Source organism: Nonomuraea sp. NPDC050153, assembly GCF_044460125.1.
Lineage (GTDB): Bacteria > Actinomycetota > Actinomycetes > Streptosporangiales > Streptosporangiaceae > Nonomuraea.
Map to the genome: position 1 here is coordinate 137,631 of NZ_JBITJQ010000018.1, position 17,339 is coordinate 154,969.

A 17,339-nucleotide genomic window follows, 5' to 3' on the forward strand; every position below is an offset into this window, starting at 1 on the left:
AATGAGATGATGACGCGGCTGTTTCCACGCTCGATCCGGGCGCGGCTGACCATGGTCGCGACCCTGGCGGCAGCGGTCGTCTTCACCATCACGGCCGTCATCACGCTCTCCACCGCGCCCGCCAACCTGCGCGGGGCCGTGAACACCAGGCTTGAGCTGGCCGTACGCCAGGTGGCGAGCGAGGTGCAGTCGGGGGAGTACCACACGGTGCTGCAGACGCCGTCGCGCGTCCAGCTCCTGCAGGTGGTCTCGGCGCGCGGCAACGTGATCGCGACCAGTCCCGGCGTGAACGAGATCCCGACCCTGATGAGGTTCGGGGCGGACCGGCCCGAGAAGATCTACACGACCGAGCTCACGCTGTCCCGCCATCTCGCCGAGCCCGAGGCCCACTACCTGGTCATGGCCCTGAAGGTGAACTCGCCGATCGGTCCCACCACGGTCTACGGGGCGGCCTCGCTGACCGACGTGGACAAGGCCATCAAATGGGTGGAGATCATGATATTTCTCGGTATCCCGCTCATCCTGCTGAGCGTCGCCGGCATCGCGTGGGCCGTGGTCGGGGCCGCCCTGCGCCCGGTCGAACGCGTACGGGCCGAGATGGCCGAGATCACCGGCCAGGACCTCAGCAGGCGCGTGCCCGTCCCCGACACCGGCGACGAGATCACCCAGTTGGCCGCCACCACCAATCACACCCTCGACCGCCTCGAACGCACCGTCGAGACCCAGCGCCGCTTCGTCGCCGACGCCTCCCACGAGCTCCGCAGCCCGATCTCGGCCCTGCGCGCGCAACTGGAGGTGGCCAACGCCTATCCCGACGACACGGACTGGCCGGCCACCGGCGAGCAGGCGCTGGCCGCGGCCGACCGCCTGGCCGGCATCATCGACGAGCTGCTGATGCTGGCCCGGCTGGACGCCGGCGCGGCCGGTGAGCGCCGCGTGGTGGACCTGGTCCGGGTGGCGGCGGACCAGGTCGGCCGCCGTGGGAGCAACCGGGTGCCCATCGTCCCCGACCTGTGCGCCTCGGCGCCCGTCCACGGCTCGCCCATGCAGCTCGACCGCCTGCTGACGAACCTGCTCGACAACGCCACCCGGCACGCGGCCACGCGGGTTGACCTGGAGGTGGCCGTGGAGGGCGACAAGGTGATCGTCGCGGTGACCGACGACGGCGAGGGCATTCCCGCGCCGGACCGGGAGCGGGTCTTCGAACGCTTCACCCGCCTGGCCGGCGCCAGGGCCAAGGACAAGGGCGGCAGCGGCCTGGGCCTGGCCCTGTCCCGGGACATCGCCACGGCCCACGGCGGCACGCTCACCCTCGCCGACCACTCGCCGGGCGCCCGCTTCGTCGCCGTCTTCCCGCTGCCCGAGCACACCTGACACCCGGCATCCCTCGACGTCGCGCATCCCGACGATCCCCGAGATCGCCGAGCGGCTCCCAGACCTGGAGCTGAGCCGTACCGCCATCGGCTTCCTGGCCGAGAAGAAGCTGCACTGCGTCAGCCCTGCCGGAACGCCTTGACAGCCAGGACGGACGGGACGGGGCGCTCCTGCGGCTCGTGGACGCGCCCGATGGCCAGCCCGGCGTCGGCGAACGCGTTCATCAGGTCGGACAGCGGCACGTGGCTCATCCCGACCCGGTCCCGGACCCCGCCCTTGCGCCACCACGGCGAGCGCTTGTGCCACCCCTTGATCCGGTACGTGGGATGGATGATCACCGCGCCGTCCTCGCGGGATTCGATGTGGGGGCCGTTGAAGCACGGGTGCACCCCGTAGAACAGCATCAGGCCGCCCGGGCGCAGGACCCTGGCCGCCTCACTCAGCAGCGCGGCGAAGTCGGGGATGTCGGTCGAGACCCAGATCGCGGTGACGGTGCCGAACGTGCCCGCGGCGAACGGCAGGGCCGTGGCGTCGCCCTGGAGGAGGGGAGCGGGGTCCCGGCGGCCGGCCAGGCGCAACTGGTCGGCGGAACGGTCGAGGCCGACGACGGTCCGGCCGGTGGCGCGGATGGCGTCGAGATAGAGACCGGTGCCGCAGCCGAGGTCCAGGCACGGCCCTTCGCCGGGGCCGAGGAGGCCGGCGAGGTCCTGCGCGGTGAGGTGGGCGTTCGAGCCGATGTATTCGTCGTACCAATCGGCCTGGCCGTCATAACGCGCGGTCATGATCTATTCATACCTGCCGTCGCAGGGGTTCGGCGCGTCCTTGCAACGGCGGTCAAGGAAAATTACTCCCCAAAGCTATACAAATCGGACGTAAGGACATAATCTCGACATGCCCCAGCCCGGGGAGCCGGCTGGGGCACCAAAGCCTCATGGCGCCCGCTCCAGGCCCGCCCTGGAGCGGGCGCCATTTTCGCCGGATCGGGGAGCGTGGGCATTGTCGGTGGGAATCGGCATGGTGGTGGCGCCCCCGATCACCGCGCGCTGGCCGACAGCACGGCCTACGCCGAAGCCGTCCAGCTGGCTGTTGACTCTGCCGGGGCCTACTCCGCCGACGGCACCTCCACGCTCGACGACGACGCCTACGACCGGCTGAGGCGTACGGGGAGGCCCATCCCGAGGCGGTGCTGCCGTCCTCGCCCACTGGCAAGGTGGCCGGCGGGGCCGTGGTGGGCGACGTGCCGCACACCGTGCCCATGCTCAGCCTGGACAACGTGTTCGGCGCCGAGCAGCTCACCGACTGGGCCGCCTCGCTGGAGCGCAGGCTGGGCCCTCCGGTGACGGCGTGGAGCGTGGAGCCCAAGCTCGACGGGCCGGCGATCTCGGCCCGCTACCGGCACGGCCGCCTGGCCCAGCTGGTCACGCGCGGTGACGGCACCGCTGGCGAGGTGCCCCCGGAAGTGCCCGGACGTTTGCGGGGTAACGGACCGCGTTCTTGGCATCGAGCCCGAGCCGGCCCGCGGCGATCACGGCGTCGCGGAGTGGCTCGCCTGCGCGGCGACCTCTCGGTCCGCGATCCACGCGCAGCCGCCGGCCGGGCTTCCGGTGGAGGCGATGACCGCGTCCAGATTGTCACGGGTACGGGCCAGCGCGGCGATCTGGGCGTCGATGCGGTCGCGCTCGGCGGCCAGCCGGGCGCGCGATTCGGGAGTGCTGGCCTTGGCGTCGACGCAGGGCAGCAGTTCGGCGATGGTCCGGCTGGACAGGCCGGCGGAGTAGAGCGTCTGGATCAGCTGAACGCGGTCGGCCGCCGACTCGGGATAGTGACGCTGCCCGGACCCGCTCCGGTCCGCCTCCAGTAGCCCCTGCTCCTCGTAGTAGCGCAAGGCCCGCACGCTGACGCCCGACCGCGCCGCCAACTCGCCGATACGCACCGTGACCTCCATCACAACACTTGCCCCTGACGTCAACGTCAGGTTTTAGCCTATCCGGCATGCAGATCAACGGAGCACATGTGCTGGTCACCGGCGCCAACCGGGGCCTGGGCCGGCAATTCGTCCTTTCCCTCCTCGACCGCGGCGCCGGCAAGGTGTACGCCACCGCCCGCCGTCCGGACCTCATCGACGTACCGGGAGTCATCCCGCTGCGCCTGGACATCACGGACCCGGCGTCGGTCGCCGCCGCGGCCGCCGCGGCACCCGACGTCAAGATCGTCATCAACAACGCGGGCATCTCCACCGGCGCGAACCTCATCACCGGCGACCTGGACACGATCCGCCGCGAGATGGACACCCACTTCTACGGCACCCTCAACGTGATCCGCGCCTTTGCGCCCCAGCTGGCCGACGGCGCGATCCTCAACGTCCTGTCCGCGATCTCCTGGCTCGCCTTCAACGGCGCGGGCGCCTACCATGCGGCCAAGGCCGCCGAATGGGCGCTCACCAACAGCGTCCGCCTGGAGCTGGCCGACCAGCGCACCCTGGTGACGGGCCTGCACCTGGGCGCCGCGGACACCGACATGATGGCCTGGTACGAGGGCGACAAGACCGCCCCCGAGACCATCGTCGCGGCAGCCCTCGACGGTATCGAGGCGCACCGGCCGGAGGTGCTCGCCGACGCCTGGAGCCGCCAGGTGAAGGTGTGGCTGTCCGAGGACCCGAGCGTCATCTACCGGGAAGCTGCGGCCGCCCTCACGGCCTGACCTTCAGGCCGGGCCCGTACGCGAACCGCTCCCGGCGGCCAGGTCACCGGTCAGGACGGGACCGATCGGCTCAGGCCGCCTCGACCTCCTCGTCGTTCGCCATCCAGGCAAGACGGACGACGACCTTCAGAATTTCTGCAATCTCATCAATTTCGAAAGAACCAGAGATCCCAGCAATCAAGCCCTGGTCCTGCGGCAATGTCCACGCTCAACCACCGAACGAAACACAGGGGTTGGTTCACACTAGCCTGGTGGGATGGGCTGGGATCTTGGCGAGCTTGTCGCGAAGTACGACGTACCGGGCGCGCAGGTCGCCGTGCTGGCCGACGGGGAGATCCGGGACGAGGCTGCGGGCCTGCTGAGTCTGCGCACCCGGGTCGAGGCCACGACCGACTCGGTGTTCAAGATCGGCTCGATCACCAAGATCTGGACAGCCACGCTGATCCAGCAACTGGCCGACGACGGTGTGCTGGATCTCGACCGTCCCGTCCGCGGCTACCTGCCCGGCTTTCGGCTGAGCGACCCGGCCGCCACCGCGTCCCTGACCGCCCGCCACCTGCTCACCCACACCGGCGGTATCGACGGCAACCACTTCACCGACACCGGTCGCAACAACGACGCGATCGAGAAGTTCGTCGCCACCCTCGCCGAGGCCGACCAGCTCCTCCCGCCTGACACCGTCTTCTCCTACTCCAACAGCGGGTACGTGGTGCTCGGCAGGCTGGTGGAGGTGCTGCGCCACAAGCCCTTCCACGACGTACTCCGCGAACGCCTGGTGACGCCACTGGGCCTGCACACCGCCGCCACCGACACCTACGAGGCGATCTTGCACCGCGCCGCGGTCGGCCACGTCCGGACCGGCGGACAGACCGTTCCAGCGAAAGAGTGGGCCGTTTCCTACTACTCCGCGCCCAGCGGCTCCCACTTCGCGATCAGCGCACGCGAGCTGCTGGAGTTCGTCCGCCTGCACCTCACCGACCACGCGCTGGCGGCCCTGCGCGAACCCCAGGTCGAATCCGTCCCGGACTTCGGCGGCGGCGTCATCGGCTGGGGGCTTGGCTGGATGCTCTACCGGGACGGCGTCGTCGGCCACACCGGTGTCGCCAAAGGGCAGAAGGCATTCCTTCGCGTCGTCCCATCGGCGGGTGTGGCAGTGGCCGTGCTGACCAACAGCACGGGCGGTGAGCCACTGGCCTACGAGATCTTCGATGCGGCGCTCAGGGACCTTGCCGGCGTCGAGACGGCACCACTACCCGTGCCGCCCCTGAACCCGGCCGGGATCGACGCGGACCGCATGTGCGGCACCTACCGCTCCACCCTGTACGACATCACCCTCACCAGCGAGCACGACCACGCGTTCCTCACCTACCGCGCACGCAATGAAATCGCCGAGTCCTTCCTCGGCGGGCCCGAGAACCGCGTCGAGGTCGTCCGCCTCAACGACAACTCGGTCATCACCACCGAACCGAAGTCCAACGGCCACCAGGTCCTGTCCCTGGTCGGCTCCGACAGGCACGGTCGCGCCCGCTTCCTGCACAACGGCGCCGCCGCCTACCGGATCGCCTGATGGTCACCGCCGACGACGTGCGCGCAGCGGGTCCACCACACACGCACTGCGGTCGGGCAGGCAGATGAGAGCGAGCGCCTCCCGGACGCCGCTCGTTCGGGCCGGGTGGCGCGATTCTCACCAGCAGTCCTAACAAGATCATCTCGCTTTGGCCTGCGAGAAGAGGTCGTCAATCCCAGATAAGCCGGGACCCGGGCTGCCGGGGAGTCAGCGCGCAACATCATGCCCCTCCTCGCCCAACGAGGTGCGGTCCGCTTCGCCGCCGAGCTGGACGCATGCGCCCCGCGAGGTCAGCCGCGCGGGCGGTACACCACCTTGTCCGTCGAGCGGCCGGGATAGACGACGAGCAGGTGCTCCTCCAGCGGCGCGTCGGGGTCGTTCTCGTCCCATGGCAGCGTGCGGGCGTGGACGCGCAGGCGGTAGCGGCCCGGACCGGCGACGGCCAGGCCGGGCAGCGGCCCGGCCGCCCCGCTGTCACCGCCCTCGGGGTAGGTAGGCACGACCAGGCGGCCGCTGCGGCTGGCGATGCCCACCTCGACCACCTGGTCCCAGCCGGTGAGCCGGAGCGGCGGGGCGCTGTCGAACGCCTTGACCGTCAGGCACATCGCCGCGTTCTCCTCGTCGGTCACGATGGCGGCGCTACTGCCTGCGGCGTCGATGAACCCGTCCTCGATGGCATCGAAGATGTCGGCGGCCTCGCCGTCGCCGCCGTTGATGTCCCCAGGATCGCCTGCGCTGTCGTCACGGTCGTCGTAGACGGCGTAGCCACCCCCTTCGAACAGCATGTACGCGGCCGTGCCCTGCCGCCTGGCCCGCACCCCGGGCCACGGGTCGGCGCACCGGGCGTTGGCCTCGGCCTTCCACGCGGCTTCCTGCCGGTCGCGCTCGGCCTGACGGCGATCGGCGTCGGCCTTCTGCCGGGCGACGATGCCAGGGCACAGGTATTCCAGAGCCGCGGCCAGCTCGATGGCGTCCGCCTTGCCGCCGGCCCGCTCGTGCAGCGCGTGCCGTTCCCGGTCGCCGGGCAGCGCGCACAGCTGCGCGCCGTAGGCGAGGAGGCGTTGGTCGGCCAGGTCCTCGGGGAACATCGCGTCCGCCGCGAAGGTCTCGCCCCTGGCCAGGCAGAGGAACGACCGCCGCCGCTCCTCGGGCCCGAGGCCGGTCGCGGGCCGGAGCCGATCGCGGCAGCCCTCGTCCGCGGCCGTGTAGGTGAGCCGGGCGTCCCCCTCGGCGCCGACCACGGCCATCGGCAGCACGAGCACGACGAGGGCGGCGGCGAGCAGCCGCGACGTCCGCCCGGTTCCGGGCGCCGCGACACCCGGGCCGGGCGCGGCGAGCTCGTGCGCGGTCCGCGCCGCCCACACGACGATCAGCCCGTCGAGCGCGTGCACCGCCAGTGACAGGCCGTCGAACGTCACCCGTCCGGCCTGGAGCAGCGAGTAGACCTGCGGCACAAGGAGGGCGGTCCAGCCGATGGCGATCGTGACGGCGCTGAACCGCCCGTCGCGTCCCTGCCCGGCGACGATCATCGCCTTGCAGCCGAAGGTCGCCATCGTCACCAGGAGCGACGCCGTCAGCAGCGGGCCCTCGGCGAACGGCCGCAGCGCCGCGGCCAGGACCCCGGCCAGGCCGAGCGCGAGGGCGATGATCCGGAACCGGGCCGATACCCCAGCCAGGGCCCGCACCAGCAGGACCATGGTGGCGGCCCACACGGCCCAGCTCACGGCGTACTCCGCGACGCCGGACACGTCGTCGAGGAATTCCCAGAGCAGCAAGTCGCCGGCCACGTCCGCGTAGAGCAGGCGCCGCAGCCACACCACATCACGCGGCAGCGCCCCGGCGCGCGGCGAGGCCGGACCGCGCAGGATCTGCCACAGCGCCCACGCGTTGAGCACGCCGATCGCCGCGGGCAGGAGCCGGGCCCCATCGTCCCACGGCCAGAAACCCGCCGTCGCGACGACGGCGAACCACCGCCCACCGTCGTACCCAGCGGCAACGGCAGCGGCAGTCAGGTAGAGCGCGACAGCGACGGCGGCCGGACACCCGAAGCGGTAGCGGGCGACGACGGCCCGGAGTAAGGCGACGATGCGGATGATCTTATTGGACAGGCCGGGCCGCCCGGGCCGGTCAGCCAGGACCCAGGTAGATCAGGACGGCGGCCACCCGTCGGTGCAACAACGCATCCGAGTACTGCGACAACACCACGACCCCGGCAGCGGGATACGTGCCCCGAACGGGGTGCGCGGCCTTGTGCACGTGGCTGAACAGCCCATCCCCGCGCCTTGTCGCTCGCGCTTCTGCGATCCGGGCATCCACGTCTGCGTCCTGCGGTCCCCGACGCGACATGATGTGAAGATCAGCTGACGTGCCTCACGTGACAGAAACGGTCATCGCGCTCTGACCTGCGGGAAGAGATCGTCAACCCAAGACAAGCCTGGCATCTCGCCCGTGCGAATTCCACTCACATCGTGCACGTGAGGTCGGCGCCGTGCGGCTCAGCTACGTGGTGGACGGACCTCCAAGGCCCAGACCAGGTCGCGCACGCGTGGCGATGGCCGCAGGCCGAACGAAGCGGTCACGAGCCGCGCTCCTCAACAGGGAGCTGGCGGCCCTTCGGCCGGCCACCCAGCGGACATGCGACGGACAGCCACACCTTCTTCGCCGGGCGTGCCGAGTATCCGGGTTCGTCGCTGTTGCTGACTCTCACTGCGCAACTGACCGCTGATCGGGCCACCGGCCAGAGCGCCCTGGAGGATGAGAGCCTGGCAACGCTGCCGGCTGGATCGAGCCGCCGACCGGGCTGACCGGTGTCCAAGCCGCGTTGCGAAGTGAGAATCCAGTGCTGTTCCCCCGCGGGCCGGCGACCGGCCCGACCTTCGACGCCGTGGAGCTCCAACCGAGAATGATCACCACCGGCAGGCACTCGCCTCCGGTGGGACCACCTCACAGCTGCGACGACGGCTACGGAGTCGCAGGACGCGCTGGCCGGCAAACTGCGGCCGACCTGGGCTCAGGTCTGGGACGGACTCGCGCTGCTACGCGCCATCCCGCAGGCCGCCCGATCCGTCCGCCGCTGGGAGGACGACCGTGATCACTTCACCGCCCACAGCCTCCGCATCACCCGGGCGGGGCGCTCACAGGAACGCGCTGACCTGGAGGGCGAACTCCTCCGGATCGATGATCCGCACGCCGAGGCTCTCGGCCTTGGCCCGCTTGGATCCGGCCTTGTCCCCGGCCACCAGCAGCGACGTCTTCGCCGACACGCTGGAGGACGCCTTACCGCCCGCGCGCTCGATCAGTTCGTTCATCTCGTTGCGCGACAGGGCGGCCAGCGGCCCGGTCATCGCGCCTGTGACCACGATGGACATCGACGCCAGCGGCAGCTCGGCAGCGGTGGTCCCGGCGGAGTCGGTGGCTCCGGCAGTGGGATCGGCGGTGGGCGGGGTGGCGCCAGGCTCGGTCATGTTGACGCCGGCCGCGACCAGCTTGTCGATGAGCGGCCCGACCTCGATCAGCTCGGCGACCACGACCGGCGCCTTCTCCGGGCCCATGCCCTCGACCTGCTGGATCGCGTCGGCGTCGGCGGCGCGGATGGCGTCCATGGTGGCGAAGTGGCGGGCCACCCGGCGGCTCATGGAGCGGCCGGTGCCGCGCACGCCCAACGCGCAGAACACCCGGCTGAGCGACTGCCCCTTGGCCCGCTCGATGGCCGCCAGCAGGTTGTCGGTGCTGGTCTCGCCCATGCGCTCCAGCCCGAGCAGCTGCTCGCGGGTCAGGAAGAACAGGTCGGCGAAGTCGGCGATGAAGCCGGCGTCGAGCATCTGCTTGATGCGGTTTTCGGCCAGGCCCTCGATGTCGAGCTGGTCGCGGCCGACCGCGTACACGATGGAGGCGATGGCCCGGCAGCCGCGCCCGCGCACGCACCGCCACCGCTCCTGCGAGGCGTCGATGGCGTCGCCGCAGGACGGGCAGACCTGCGGGATCGGGATCGCCCGCTCGTCGCCGGTGCGCAGGTGCACCACCGGCGCCTCGACCCTGGGGATCACGTCGCCCGCTTTGTATACGGTGACGCTGTCACCGAGCATCAGGCCGCGCCGGCCGATGTCGGCGGCGTTGTGCAGGGTGGCGTAGGTGACGACGCTGCCGTCGAGCTCGACCGGCTCCAGCACCGCGCGCGGGGCGATGATGCCGGTGCGGCCGGTGTTCCACTCGACGGCGAGCAACTTGGTGATCTTCTCGGTGGCGGGCAGCTTGTAAGCCGTCGCCCAGCGCGGCGCGCGCGAGCTGAACCCCGCCTGGGCCTGGTCGGCGGCCAGGTCGCACTTGATGACGATGCCGTCGATGCCGAAGGGCAGCGTGGCGCGGGCGGCCGCGATCTCGCCCACCCTCTCCTGCACCCGCTCCAAGGTGTCGGTGACGATGCCCGCGACCGGCGTGGCGGCGGTGGTCTGCACGCCCTGCGCGGCTACCCACTCCATGATCTCGCTATGCGGCAGCTCCCGCAGACTCACCGCCAGTTCGGAGCTGTCGCCGGAAGGCGGCACCACCCCATAAGCGAAGAACGTCAGCTCGCACACGTACGGCCGGTCCTGCGCGCGCAGCGTGCCAGCGGCGGCGCTGCGCGGGTTGGCGAACGTGGTGCCGTCGTGCGCCTGCCGCTTGGCGCAGGCGTCCTCGAACTGCGAGGTGGTCATCATCGCCTCGCCGCGCAGCTCGACCGTGACCGGCTCAGCCAGCCGGTCGGGCAGCCCAACGATGGTGCCGATGGCGTGCGAGACGTCTTCGCCTGCGGTGCCGTCGCCCCGGGTGACGAGCTGCACGAGGCGGCCGTGCCGATAGCGCGCAGAGATCGCCAGGCCGTCGAGCTTCGGCTCCACACTCCACATCGTCACCGGACGGCCGAGCCTGCGCTCCAGCCCCGCCGCCCAGTCGGCGAGCTGCTCGGGGCCGAAGACGTTGTCGAGGCTCAGCATGGGCACCGTGTGCGGCACGTCGCCCACCACGGCGCCGCCGGCCACCTTGCCCGTGGGCGAGGACGGCAGCACCTTGTCGGGGTGGGCCTCCTCGAACGCCTGGATCCCCCGCACCAGCCGGTCGTAGGCATCGTCGTCGAGCGTGGAGGTGCCGTCGGCGTAGTAGGCGGCGGCGGCGTCGACGGCGCGCTGGACGGCTTTGGCGTAGGCCGCGTCATCGGCGAGGACGGTGAGGGGAGGCGTCTCGGTCATGGCACCACAATGCCGGTCGCTACCGACAGTTTCGAGGCCCGGGGCCCCCTTCCCAGCCGGCGATCGGACTGCGGCGCCTCGAACGCCGGCCCGGCACGGATTGGCGTCATGGCGGTGTGGCGGCCACAAGGCTGCGCCGCCCCCCTACAACGAGCCCAAAAGTCTCATGCCCTTGAGGGGGCCAAGGCGCGGCCGCTCAGCCAGGGTGTTCGAGGCTTCGTGGCAAAGGCGGCCGGATCGTATTTCGGGCGGCCGAAAATGGGTGGTGGGAAACGGAAAATGGCGGGCGCTGGATCATGAACATAGGGTGGACGCCTGCCATTCCGTATGCGAAAGGGTGACGATGATCGAGACATTGTTCGGTGAGGACTATTTGCGTGACCCGCACCCCGTTTTCGCGCGGCTCCGTGAAGAACGCCCCGTCTATCGCACGGCGACCCCGCAGGGCGTGCGGGTCTGGGTGGTGAGCCGGTACGAGGACGTCAAGGTGGCCTGCACCGACCCGCGTCTCAGCAAGGACTTCACGAACCACCCGGACATGATCAAGTCGAACGAGCTGGAAGGCGGCGACAGCAGCGGCTACGCGGCCACGGTGCCGCACAACATGCTCTTCGTCGACCCGCCCGACCACGCGCGCCTGCGCCGGTTGGTGGGCAAGGTGTTCACGCCGGGCCGCGTCCAGGCGCTGCGTCCGCGCGTCGAGGCGATCAGCGCGAGCCTCCTCGACAAGGTGGGCCCGGAGTTCGACCTGCTGCACGACTACGCCGTGCCCCTGCCCGCCATGGTGATCGGAGAGCTGCTCGGCATCCCCGAGGACGACTGGCCGCGGCTCATCAAGTGGTCCAACACCACCATCGAGGGCGCCGCGCTGGACCCGCAGGAGGTCGTGCGGGCCGCCACCGAGTTCACCACCTACCTCGCCGAGCTCTCCGAGGCCAGGCGGGCCGAGCCGGCCGACGACCTGCTCAGCGCCATGGTGCAGGCCCAGGACGAGGAGGGTGCGCTGAGCGGGCGGGAGCTCGTCGACACCGCGTTCCTGCTCACGGTGGCCGGCCACGAGACGACCGTGCACCTGATCTGCAACGGCGTGCTCGCGCTCCTGCGCCACCCCGACCAGCTCGCCAAGCTCCGCGAGGACCCGGCCCGGCTGCCGGCGGCGGTCGAGGAGTTCCTCCGTTACGACGGGCCGGTCAGCACGTCCACCCTCAGGTTCACCAAGGAGCCCGTCACCATCGGCGGCACGGAGATCCCGGAGGGCCAGCTCGTGCTGGTGTCCTTCCTGTCCGCGAACCGGGACGCGGCGCAGTTCGCCGACGCCGATCGCCTCGACGTCACCCGGGCTCCCGGCCAGCACGTCGCCTTCGGCCACGGCCTTCACTACTGCCTCGGCGCCCCGCTGGCCAGGGCCGAAGGCGCGGTGGCCTTCCGTCACCTGCTCGAACGTTTCCCCGACCTCCGGCTCGCCGTCCCCGAGGAGCGGCTGGCCTGGCGTCCGGGGCTGCTCATGCACGGCCTGACGAGCCTGCCCGTACGGAGCTCATGAAGCCTCTCGCCAGGGCTCAGGCCGGCGTGGCGGTGGTGAGCAGGGTGCGGGCCAGGCGGTAGGCCTCGGTGAGGTCGCCGCCGCGGTAGTCCAGGGCGGCGAGATCGGCGAGGTGGTGGTCGGCGTTGACGGCGACCGTGTTGGACAGATGGCGAAACAGGGGCGCGTCCGACATCGAGTCGCCGTAGGCCAGGCACCGGTCGCGGCTCAGCCCGAGCCGGGCGCGGGTGCTGTCGGTGATGCGGACCTTGTCGGCGGGCGTCAGGACGCCGGCGGGGTCCAGGGGCGCGGTGAAGGGCAGGGGCGGGAAGCGGGAGGCGGCGACCTCGTCGAAGCCGAACTCCAGCAGGTGGCGGGCGAAGAAGTCCGGAGCCATGGTGATGACCAGGGAGTGTTCGCCGCGGGCGCGGATGTCGGCGGAGACCTCGGCGATGCCGCCGAGCCAGGGTGCGGCGGCGTACGCGGCGGCCACGACCTGGGGGGTGAGGTCGTGCCAGAGGCCGTGCAGGTCGGCGGAGAAGCCGCGGGTGTCGAGCTCGCCGGTGGCGAATCGGGCCTCCATGTCGAGCAGCCACGGCGTGGTGCCCGTGTGGCGGGCGATCTCGAGGGTGGCGGTGGTTCCGGCCAGGAGAGTGCCGTCCATGTCGAAAATATGAAGGATGCCCATGATTGGCCGATTATGGCAGGCGCCCTCGGCGAGCACCTGCTCGGAGATCAGACGGTGCGAAGCTTGCCGAGGGCGCGGCTGATGCCGTCGAGCGCGGTGTCGAGGTAGCCGGTCCGAAGGCCGTGCGTGATTCTCAGGTGGTTCTCGACGCCGAAGTGCGCGCCGGCGCCGACGAGGACGTCGCCGTGCTCGCGGATCGCGTGAGCGACCTCCACGCTGGGGCGGGGCAGGTGATAGCGCACGAAGCCCAGCGCGGTGGCCTGCGGCGGGGCGATGGACAGCAGCCCGTCGCTCCCGTCGATCCACTCCTGCAGGCGCGCGTAGCCCTCGCGGATCAGGGTGCGGTTGCGGGTGAGCAGGCGGTCCACGGCCGCCGGGCGTAGCGCGATCTCGGCCAGGTGCATGGACAGCACGCCGGCGGAGATGGTGGCGTACTCGTGACGCCGCCAGGCCGCCTGCGTGACCTCGGGCGGGGCGACCAGCCAGCCCAGGCGCAGGCCGGGCAGGCCGAAGGCCTTCGAGAGGCTGCCGACGCACACGACCTTGTCGTAGCGGCCCCAGAAGCTCGGGGTCACCTCGTCGGTGAGGCGCTCGGTGCCGCGGTAGACCTCGTCCGCGAGGATCCAGGCACCGACGCGGTCGGCGGTCGCGACGACGGCGTCCATCTCGGACGGGGTGAGGATGGTGCCCGCCGGGTTGTTGGGGTTGGTGACGGCGATGAGCTTGGTGCCCGGACGTGCCACGCGGTCGAGGGCGTCGAGGTCGGGGCGCCACCGGTGGTCGGGGTCGAGAGGGAACGGGTCGACCTCGGCGCCGGCGTTCAGCGCGCAGCCGCAGACGTGGCGGTAACCGGGCTCCATGACGACCACGTGGTCGCCCGGGCCGACGAGGCTGGCGACGGTGATGGCGTTCGCCTCGGCGGCGCCCACGGTGACCAGGACGTCGCCGGCGGTGGCGCCGTGCCAGCCGGCGATCAGGGCGCGCAGCGCGTCGGTCCCCCCGACCGGCGGGTAGTGCAGGTCGGTGGCCAGCAGCCGGTCGAGGGCGGCGGGGTCGTCGCCGATGAGCTCGCCCAGGGCGACCGGGTGGCAGCCGCTGTCGGCGAGGTTGTGGGCGACGGTGTGCTCGTAGCGGGACTGCCACTCTTCGAGCTCGAACGGGGTGAAGGACATCATGGCCTCTCAGCGGGCGAGCAGCAGGCGGGCGATGGCGACGTCCTCGATGCCGAGGCCGACCGACCGGAAGAAGACCGGCCGGTCTCCGGTGGGGGCGGGGCAGGCCCCGGTGAGAAGCTCGGGGAGGTCGCCGCGCAGGTCTGCGGCGGACCAGAGCCCCTGCTCGGCGGCGATGGTCATCTCGCCGGCCGTGGTGGTGACGGTGGGCCGGTGGTCGCCGTAGACGTCCACGGCGGCGAGGGCCCGGGGGTCGATCTCGTGCGCGCGTGGCGCGTTGGTGCTGATGGAGGTGACCACCGCACCCGGCCGGAGGCCGGTTACGTCGATCACGGGCCGGGCGGCCGAGGTGCACAGCAGCACGACGTCCGCGCCGGCCACGGCCTCCTCGGCACTGCCGGTCACGGTCACGCCTTCGGGGACGGCGGCCGTGTCCTCGGGGGTGGCGGACGCGGTCAGCGAGGGGGAGTACATCCGTACCGAGGTGAAGTCGCGCACGGCGCGGGCGTAGCGCAGGTGCGCGCGGGCGACGGGGCCGGATCCGATGACGGCGAGCGTGGCCGCGTCGGGCCGGGCGAGCTCGTCCACGGCCAGGACGCTGGTGGCCGCGGTGCGCTCCACCGTGAGCGCACCGGCGTCGCACAGCAGCAGCGGCCGGCCGGTCCGCGTGCTCAGCAGCAGCGTCCACGCGGTGACGACGGCCTTCCCGCCGGGCTGGGGCAGGTACGGCGAGACCTTGACGCCATAGGCGTCGCCCTGCACCGCTTGGTAGGCGATGACGTCGCCACCGCCCGGCAGCAGGGTGACGGTCTGGGGCGGCTGCGCGGCCTTCCCCTCGGCGAGTTCGGTGAACGCCGCCCGGAGCGCGTTCAGCACGCGAGAGGCGGGCAGCTCTGGCAGGATTTCCAGTACGGGAATCTCGGTGCTCATAATGAGCAATATAATGCACATTGCTGGAGGCGGCGTGTCAACACCACCCATGAACTTCATCGAGCGCCTCGGCCGCGAGGTGCGCCGCCGCCGTCAGGAAGCGAGCTTGACCGTGCAGGAGCTGGCCGAAGGCGCCGGGCTCAGCCGCCGCATGCTCACCCAGATCGAGCAGGGCACGGCGAATCCCAGCCTGGTCACCGTCGACAAGATCGCCCGCGCGCTGGGCGTGGACTTCGCGACGCTGACCGGGCCGTCGGGCTCCGACCCGCTCCACGTCTCGGAGCCGGTCGAGGTCTGGCGCAGCCCCGCGGGCAGCAGTGCCCTCCTGCGCGTGGCCAGCGCCCGCCGGGGCGGCCCCGAGCTGTGGGAATGGACCCTCCGGCCCGGGGACCGCTACCAGGCCCAGCCCGATCCCCGGGGCTCGGAGGAGCTGATCCTGGTCACCGCCGGCACCCTGATCCTGGACGTCGAGGGCCGGCCGGTGAGCCTGGCCGCCGGAGCCTCCGTCCGGCTGGCCAGCGACCGCCCGTACGGGTACGCGGCCCCAGAAGACGGCGCCGCCTCCTTCGTCCGCGTCGTGGAGCTCGGCCGCTACCAGGCGTAGCCCCGCTTCTGCTTCCGCGGAGCGAGGGCGTGATGGCCGTACCGCAGAATCCCCGGATTTACCGTTCAATTCCGGTTTGCCCCGTGTTTTGAGTAGGGCCTACTCATGTGCCGGGGATTTTGGATGGTCACACTCGGGGGGAACGGAGGTGGATCTTGCGGTATCGACTTGACCCGGCGGCCGAGGCCGAAGCAGCGCGCGGCAACCTGCTCGGCGGCCTCTGCACCGGCGGCGTAGCCTCGCTCGCCCACGCCTACAGGAGCGGCTGGGGCCCCGAGCTGAACGTCTACGTGCAGATCCCCCGCGACTCCGAACTGTTCCCCCTGCTGTCCGGCGGCACGGGCCTGGTCTGCGTGCTGTTCACCGTCGCGCTGGTCGTGCGCGTGGCCCGCTGGCAGATCGCGCTGTCGCAGCGACGGCAGGCGCGCGATCCGGTCAAGGCGCTGCTGCTGCCGCCCTCGGCCGAGCACGGCGCCGCCCTGCGGAAGTCGAGGCCGGGCCGGGCCACGCTGAGCAATGTCCTGGGGCTGGGCCTGTCGTGGGTGGCCATCCCACTGGTGACCGTGGGACTGGGGATCCTGCTCACGCCCGAGCGGATGGGGCCGCGCCAGGAGGAGGCGATCGTGTTCGCCTCCGTGGGCACCGGGGTGGGGCTGGTCGTGCTGGTCGTGGTCGGCGCCGACGTCACGCGCCGGCGGCTGCTGGCCAGGCAGGTGCGCAAGCTCTCGCAGGACCCGGCCTTCGCCGAGCTGATGCCGCCCACCACCGCCGCCCTGTCCCGCTATCGCGCGCCGGTCATCCCCGAACTGAAGATCACCCACTACGCGCCGCCCAGCGACATCATCTTCGGCCTGCCCAAGGTCAGCGCCACACGCAACCTCTTCGGCCGGCCGCCGCTGAGCATCGCCTACTTCCGGCTGTTCGAGAACGAGTTACGGATGCGTGACTTCGTCAAAGGGGCCTTCCGCCGCTGCGGGTACGTGCACCTGCTGCGCAGCGCCGCCTCCGTGCGCCACTCCGATCTGGTGCGGATGCGGCGCGCCGGGACGCTCGGAAAGCTGTTCGTCAACTCCGACCAGCGCATGCGGCGCGAACTCGACGCGCGGTCCTTCGAAACGCTGCCGCGCGGGTTTCGCATCGTCAGGGACATCGGCGGCAGAGGCCTGCCCGTCTGGGACTTCAAAGGCGGCTATCCCATGTCCGCCTACCTGTGCCACGGCGCCTACTGGAAACGCGCCGTCGACATCCTGCTGGATCTGGCCGACCTCGTCGTCATCGACCTGTCGGGCTTCCAGAAGGAGAACCTCGGCACCGGCCACGAACTGCAGCGCGTCATCGACCGCTACCCCGTCCACCGCGTCATCGTCCTCGCCGACACCGGCAGCGACACCGGCTATCTGGCCACGCACATCAGGCACGCCTGGTCGAGGATGGCGCCCGACTCACCCAACGCCGGCGACGGCACCAGAACCCTGCTGGTCGGCCAGGTTCCCGTCGGCGGCCACAGAGCCACGTACCACATCCTCTCCCACGCGCACAAACGACTGAGGTGATCGA

At 71.2% G+C, this 17,339-nt stretch carries 14 protein-coding genes and 1 pseudogene; 7 read left to right on the forward strand and 8 right to left on the reverse strand.

Translation table 11 applies throughout. The features are described from left to right. Nucleotides 1-6: 6 nt before the first annotated feature. Nucleotides 7-1,374, forward strand: a complete 1,368-nt coding sequence (locus tag ACIBQ1_RS36020) for a sensor histidine kinase (RefSeq protein ID WP_397283787.1) — start codon at nucleotides 7-9, stop codon at nucleotides 1,372-1,374. Between the two features lie 119 nt (nucleotides 1,375-1,493). On the opposite strand, the gene ACIBQ1_RS36025 is transcribed toward ACIBQ1_RS36020, so the two are convergent. Then, nucleotides 1,494-2,156 (reverse strand): methyltransferase domain-containing protein, encoded by a 663-nt coding sequence (locus ACIBQ1_RS36025; protein ID WP_397283788.1) that lies wholly within the window; start codon nucleotides 2,154-2,156, stop codon nucleotides 1,494-1,496. Nucleotides 2,157-2,629: 473 nt separating this feature from the next. Between ACIBQ1_RS36025 and ACIBQ1_RS36030 the strand changes: the two are divergent. Beyond that, a pseudogene (locus tag ACIBQ1_RS36030) lies at nucleotides 2,630-2,761 on the forward strand (hypothetical protein); the annotation flags it as partial. A gap of 138 nt (nucleotides 2,762-2,899) precedes the next feature. On the opposite strand, the gene ACIBQ1_RS36035 reads toward ACIBQ1_RS36030, so the two are convergent. Continuing rightward, nucleotides 2,900-3,307 carry a MerR family transcriptional regulator gene (locus ACIBQ1_RS36035; RefSeq protein ID WP_397283789.1) on the reverse strand — a complete coding sequence of 136 codons (408 nt, stop codon included), beginning with the start codon at nucleotides 3,305-3,307 and terminating at the stop codon, nucleotides 2,900-2,902. Between the two features lie 59 nt (nucleotides 3,308-3,366). Between ACIBQ1_RS36035 and ACIBQ1_RS36040 the strand changes: the two genes are divergently transcribed. Continuing rightward, nucleotides 3,367-4,074 (forward strand): SDR family oxidoreductase, encoded by a 708-nt coding sequence (locus ACIBQ1_RS36040; protein ID WP_397283790.1) that lies wholly within the window; start codon nucleotides 3,367-3,369, stop codon nucleotides 4,072-4,074. Nucleotides 4,075-4,144: 70 nt separating this feature from the next. Here ACIBQ1_RS36040 and ACIBQ1_RS36045 read toward each other — a convergent pair whose 3' ends face one another. Continuing rightward, nucleotides 4,145-4,273 (reverse strand): hypothetical protein, encoded by a 129-nt coding sequence (locus ACIBQ1_RS36045; RefSeq protein ID WP_397283791.1) that lies wholly within the window; start codon nucleotides 4,271-4,273, stop codon nucleotides 4,145-4,147. Nucleotides 4,274-4,330: 57 nt separating this feature from the next. On the opposite strand from ACIBQ1_RS36045, the gene ACIBQ1_RS36050 reads away from it, so the two are divergent. After that, nucleotides 4,331-5,641, forward strand: a complete 1,311-nt coding sequence (locus ACIBQ1_RS36050) for a serine hydrolase domain-containing protein (protein ID WP_397283792.1) — start codon at nucleotides 4,331-4,333, stop codon at nucleotides 5,639-5,641. A 290-nt stretch (nucleotides 5,642-5,931) separates the two neighbouring features. Here ACIBQ1_RS36050 and ACIBQ1_RS36055 read toward each other — a convergent pair whose 3' ends face one another. Both ACIBQ1_RS36055 and ligA read right to left on the reverse strand, forming a co-directional pair. Continuing rightward, nucleotides 5,932-7,536, reverse strand: a complete 1,605-nt coding sequence (locus tag ACIBQ1_RS36055) for a hypothetical protein (RefSeq protein ID WP_397283793.1) — start codon at nucleotides 7,534-7,536, stop codon at nucleotides 5,932-5,934. A gap of 1,239 nt (nucleotides 7,537-8,775) precedes the next feature. Then, nucleotides 8,776-10,866, reverse strand: a complete 2,091-nt coding sequence (ligA, locus tag ACIBQ1_RS36060) for an NAD-dependent DNA ligase LigA (protein WP_397283794.1) — start codon at nucleotides 10,864-10,866, stop codon at nucleotides 8,776-8,778. Between the two features lie 343 nt (nucleotides 10,867-11,209). Here ligA and ACIBQ1_RS36065 point away from each other — a divergent pair, with 343 nt between their 5' ends. Continuing rightward, complete coding sequence (locus ACIBQ1_RS36065) at nucleotides 11,210-12,409, forward strand: cytochrome P450 (RefSeq protein ID WP_397283795.1); 1,200 nt, start codon at nucleotides 11,210-11,212, stop codon at nucleotides 12,407-12,409. 16 nt (nucleotides 12,410-12,425) lie between these two features. Here ACIBQ1_RS36065 and ACIBQ1_RS36070 read toward each other — a convergent pair whose 3' ends face one another. The 3 genes from ACIBQ1_RS36070 to ACIBQ1_RS36080 form a co-directional block, all read right to left on the reverse strand. Then, nucleotides 12,426-13,052 (reverse strand): HAD family hydrolase, encoded by a 627-nt coding sequence (locus ACIBQ1_RS36070; protein WP_397283796.1) that lies wholly within the window; start codon nucleotides 13,050-13,052, stop codon nucleotides 12,426-12,428. Nucleotides 13,053-13,123: 71 nt separating this feature from the next. Then, nucleotides 13,124-14,251, reverse strand: coding sequence for an aminotransferase class I/II-fold pyridoxal phosphate-dependent enzyme (locus ACIBQ1_RS36075; protein WP_397283797.1), 1,128 nt, complete (start codon nucleotides 14,249-14,251; stop codon nucleotides 13,124-13,126). 6 nt (nucleotides 14,252-14,257) lie between these two features. After that, on the reverse strand, nucleotides 14,258-15,178 hold the full coding sequence (locus tag ACIBQ1_RS36080) for an ornithine cyclodeaminase family protein (RefSeq protein ID WP_397283798.1): 921 nt from the start codon (nucleotides 15,176-15,178) through the stop codon (nucleotides 14,258-14,260). 34 nt (nucleotides 15,179-15,212) lie between these two features. Here ACIBQ1_RS36080 and ACIBQ1_RS36085 point away from each other — a divergent pair, with 34 nt between their 5' ends. Next, a complete protein-coding gene (locus tag ACIBQ1_RS36085) occupies nucleotides 15,213-15,782 on the forward strand; it encodes a helix-turn-helix domain-containing protein (protein ID WP_397283799.1) in 570 nt (189 codons plus the stop codon). A gap of 155 nt (nucleotides 15,783-15,937) precedes the next feature. Further along, complete coding sequence (locus tag ACIBQ1_RS36090; RefSeq protein ID WP_397283800.1) at nucleotides 15,938-17,335, forward strand: hypothetical protein; 1,398 nt, start codon at nucleotides 15,938-15,940, stop codon at nucleotides 17,333-17,335. Nucleotides 17,336-17,339 lie beyond the last annotated feature (4 nt).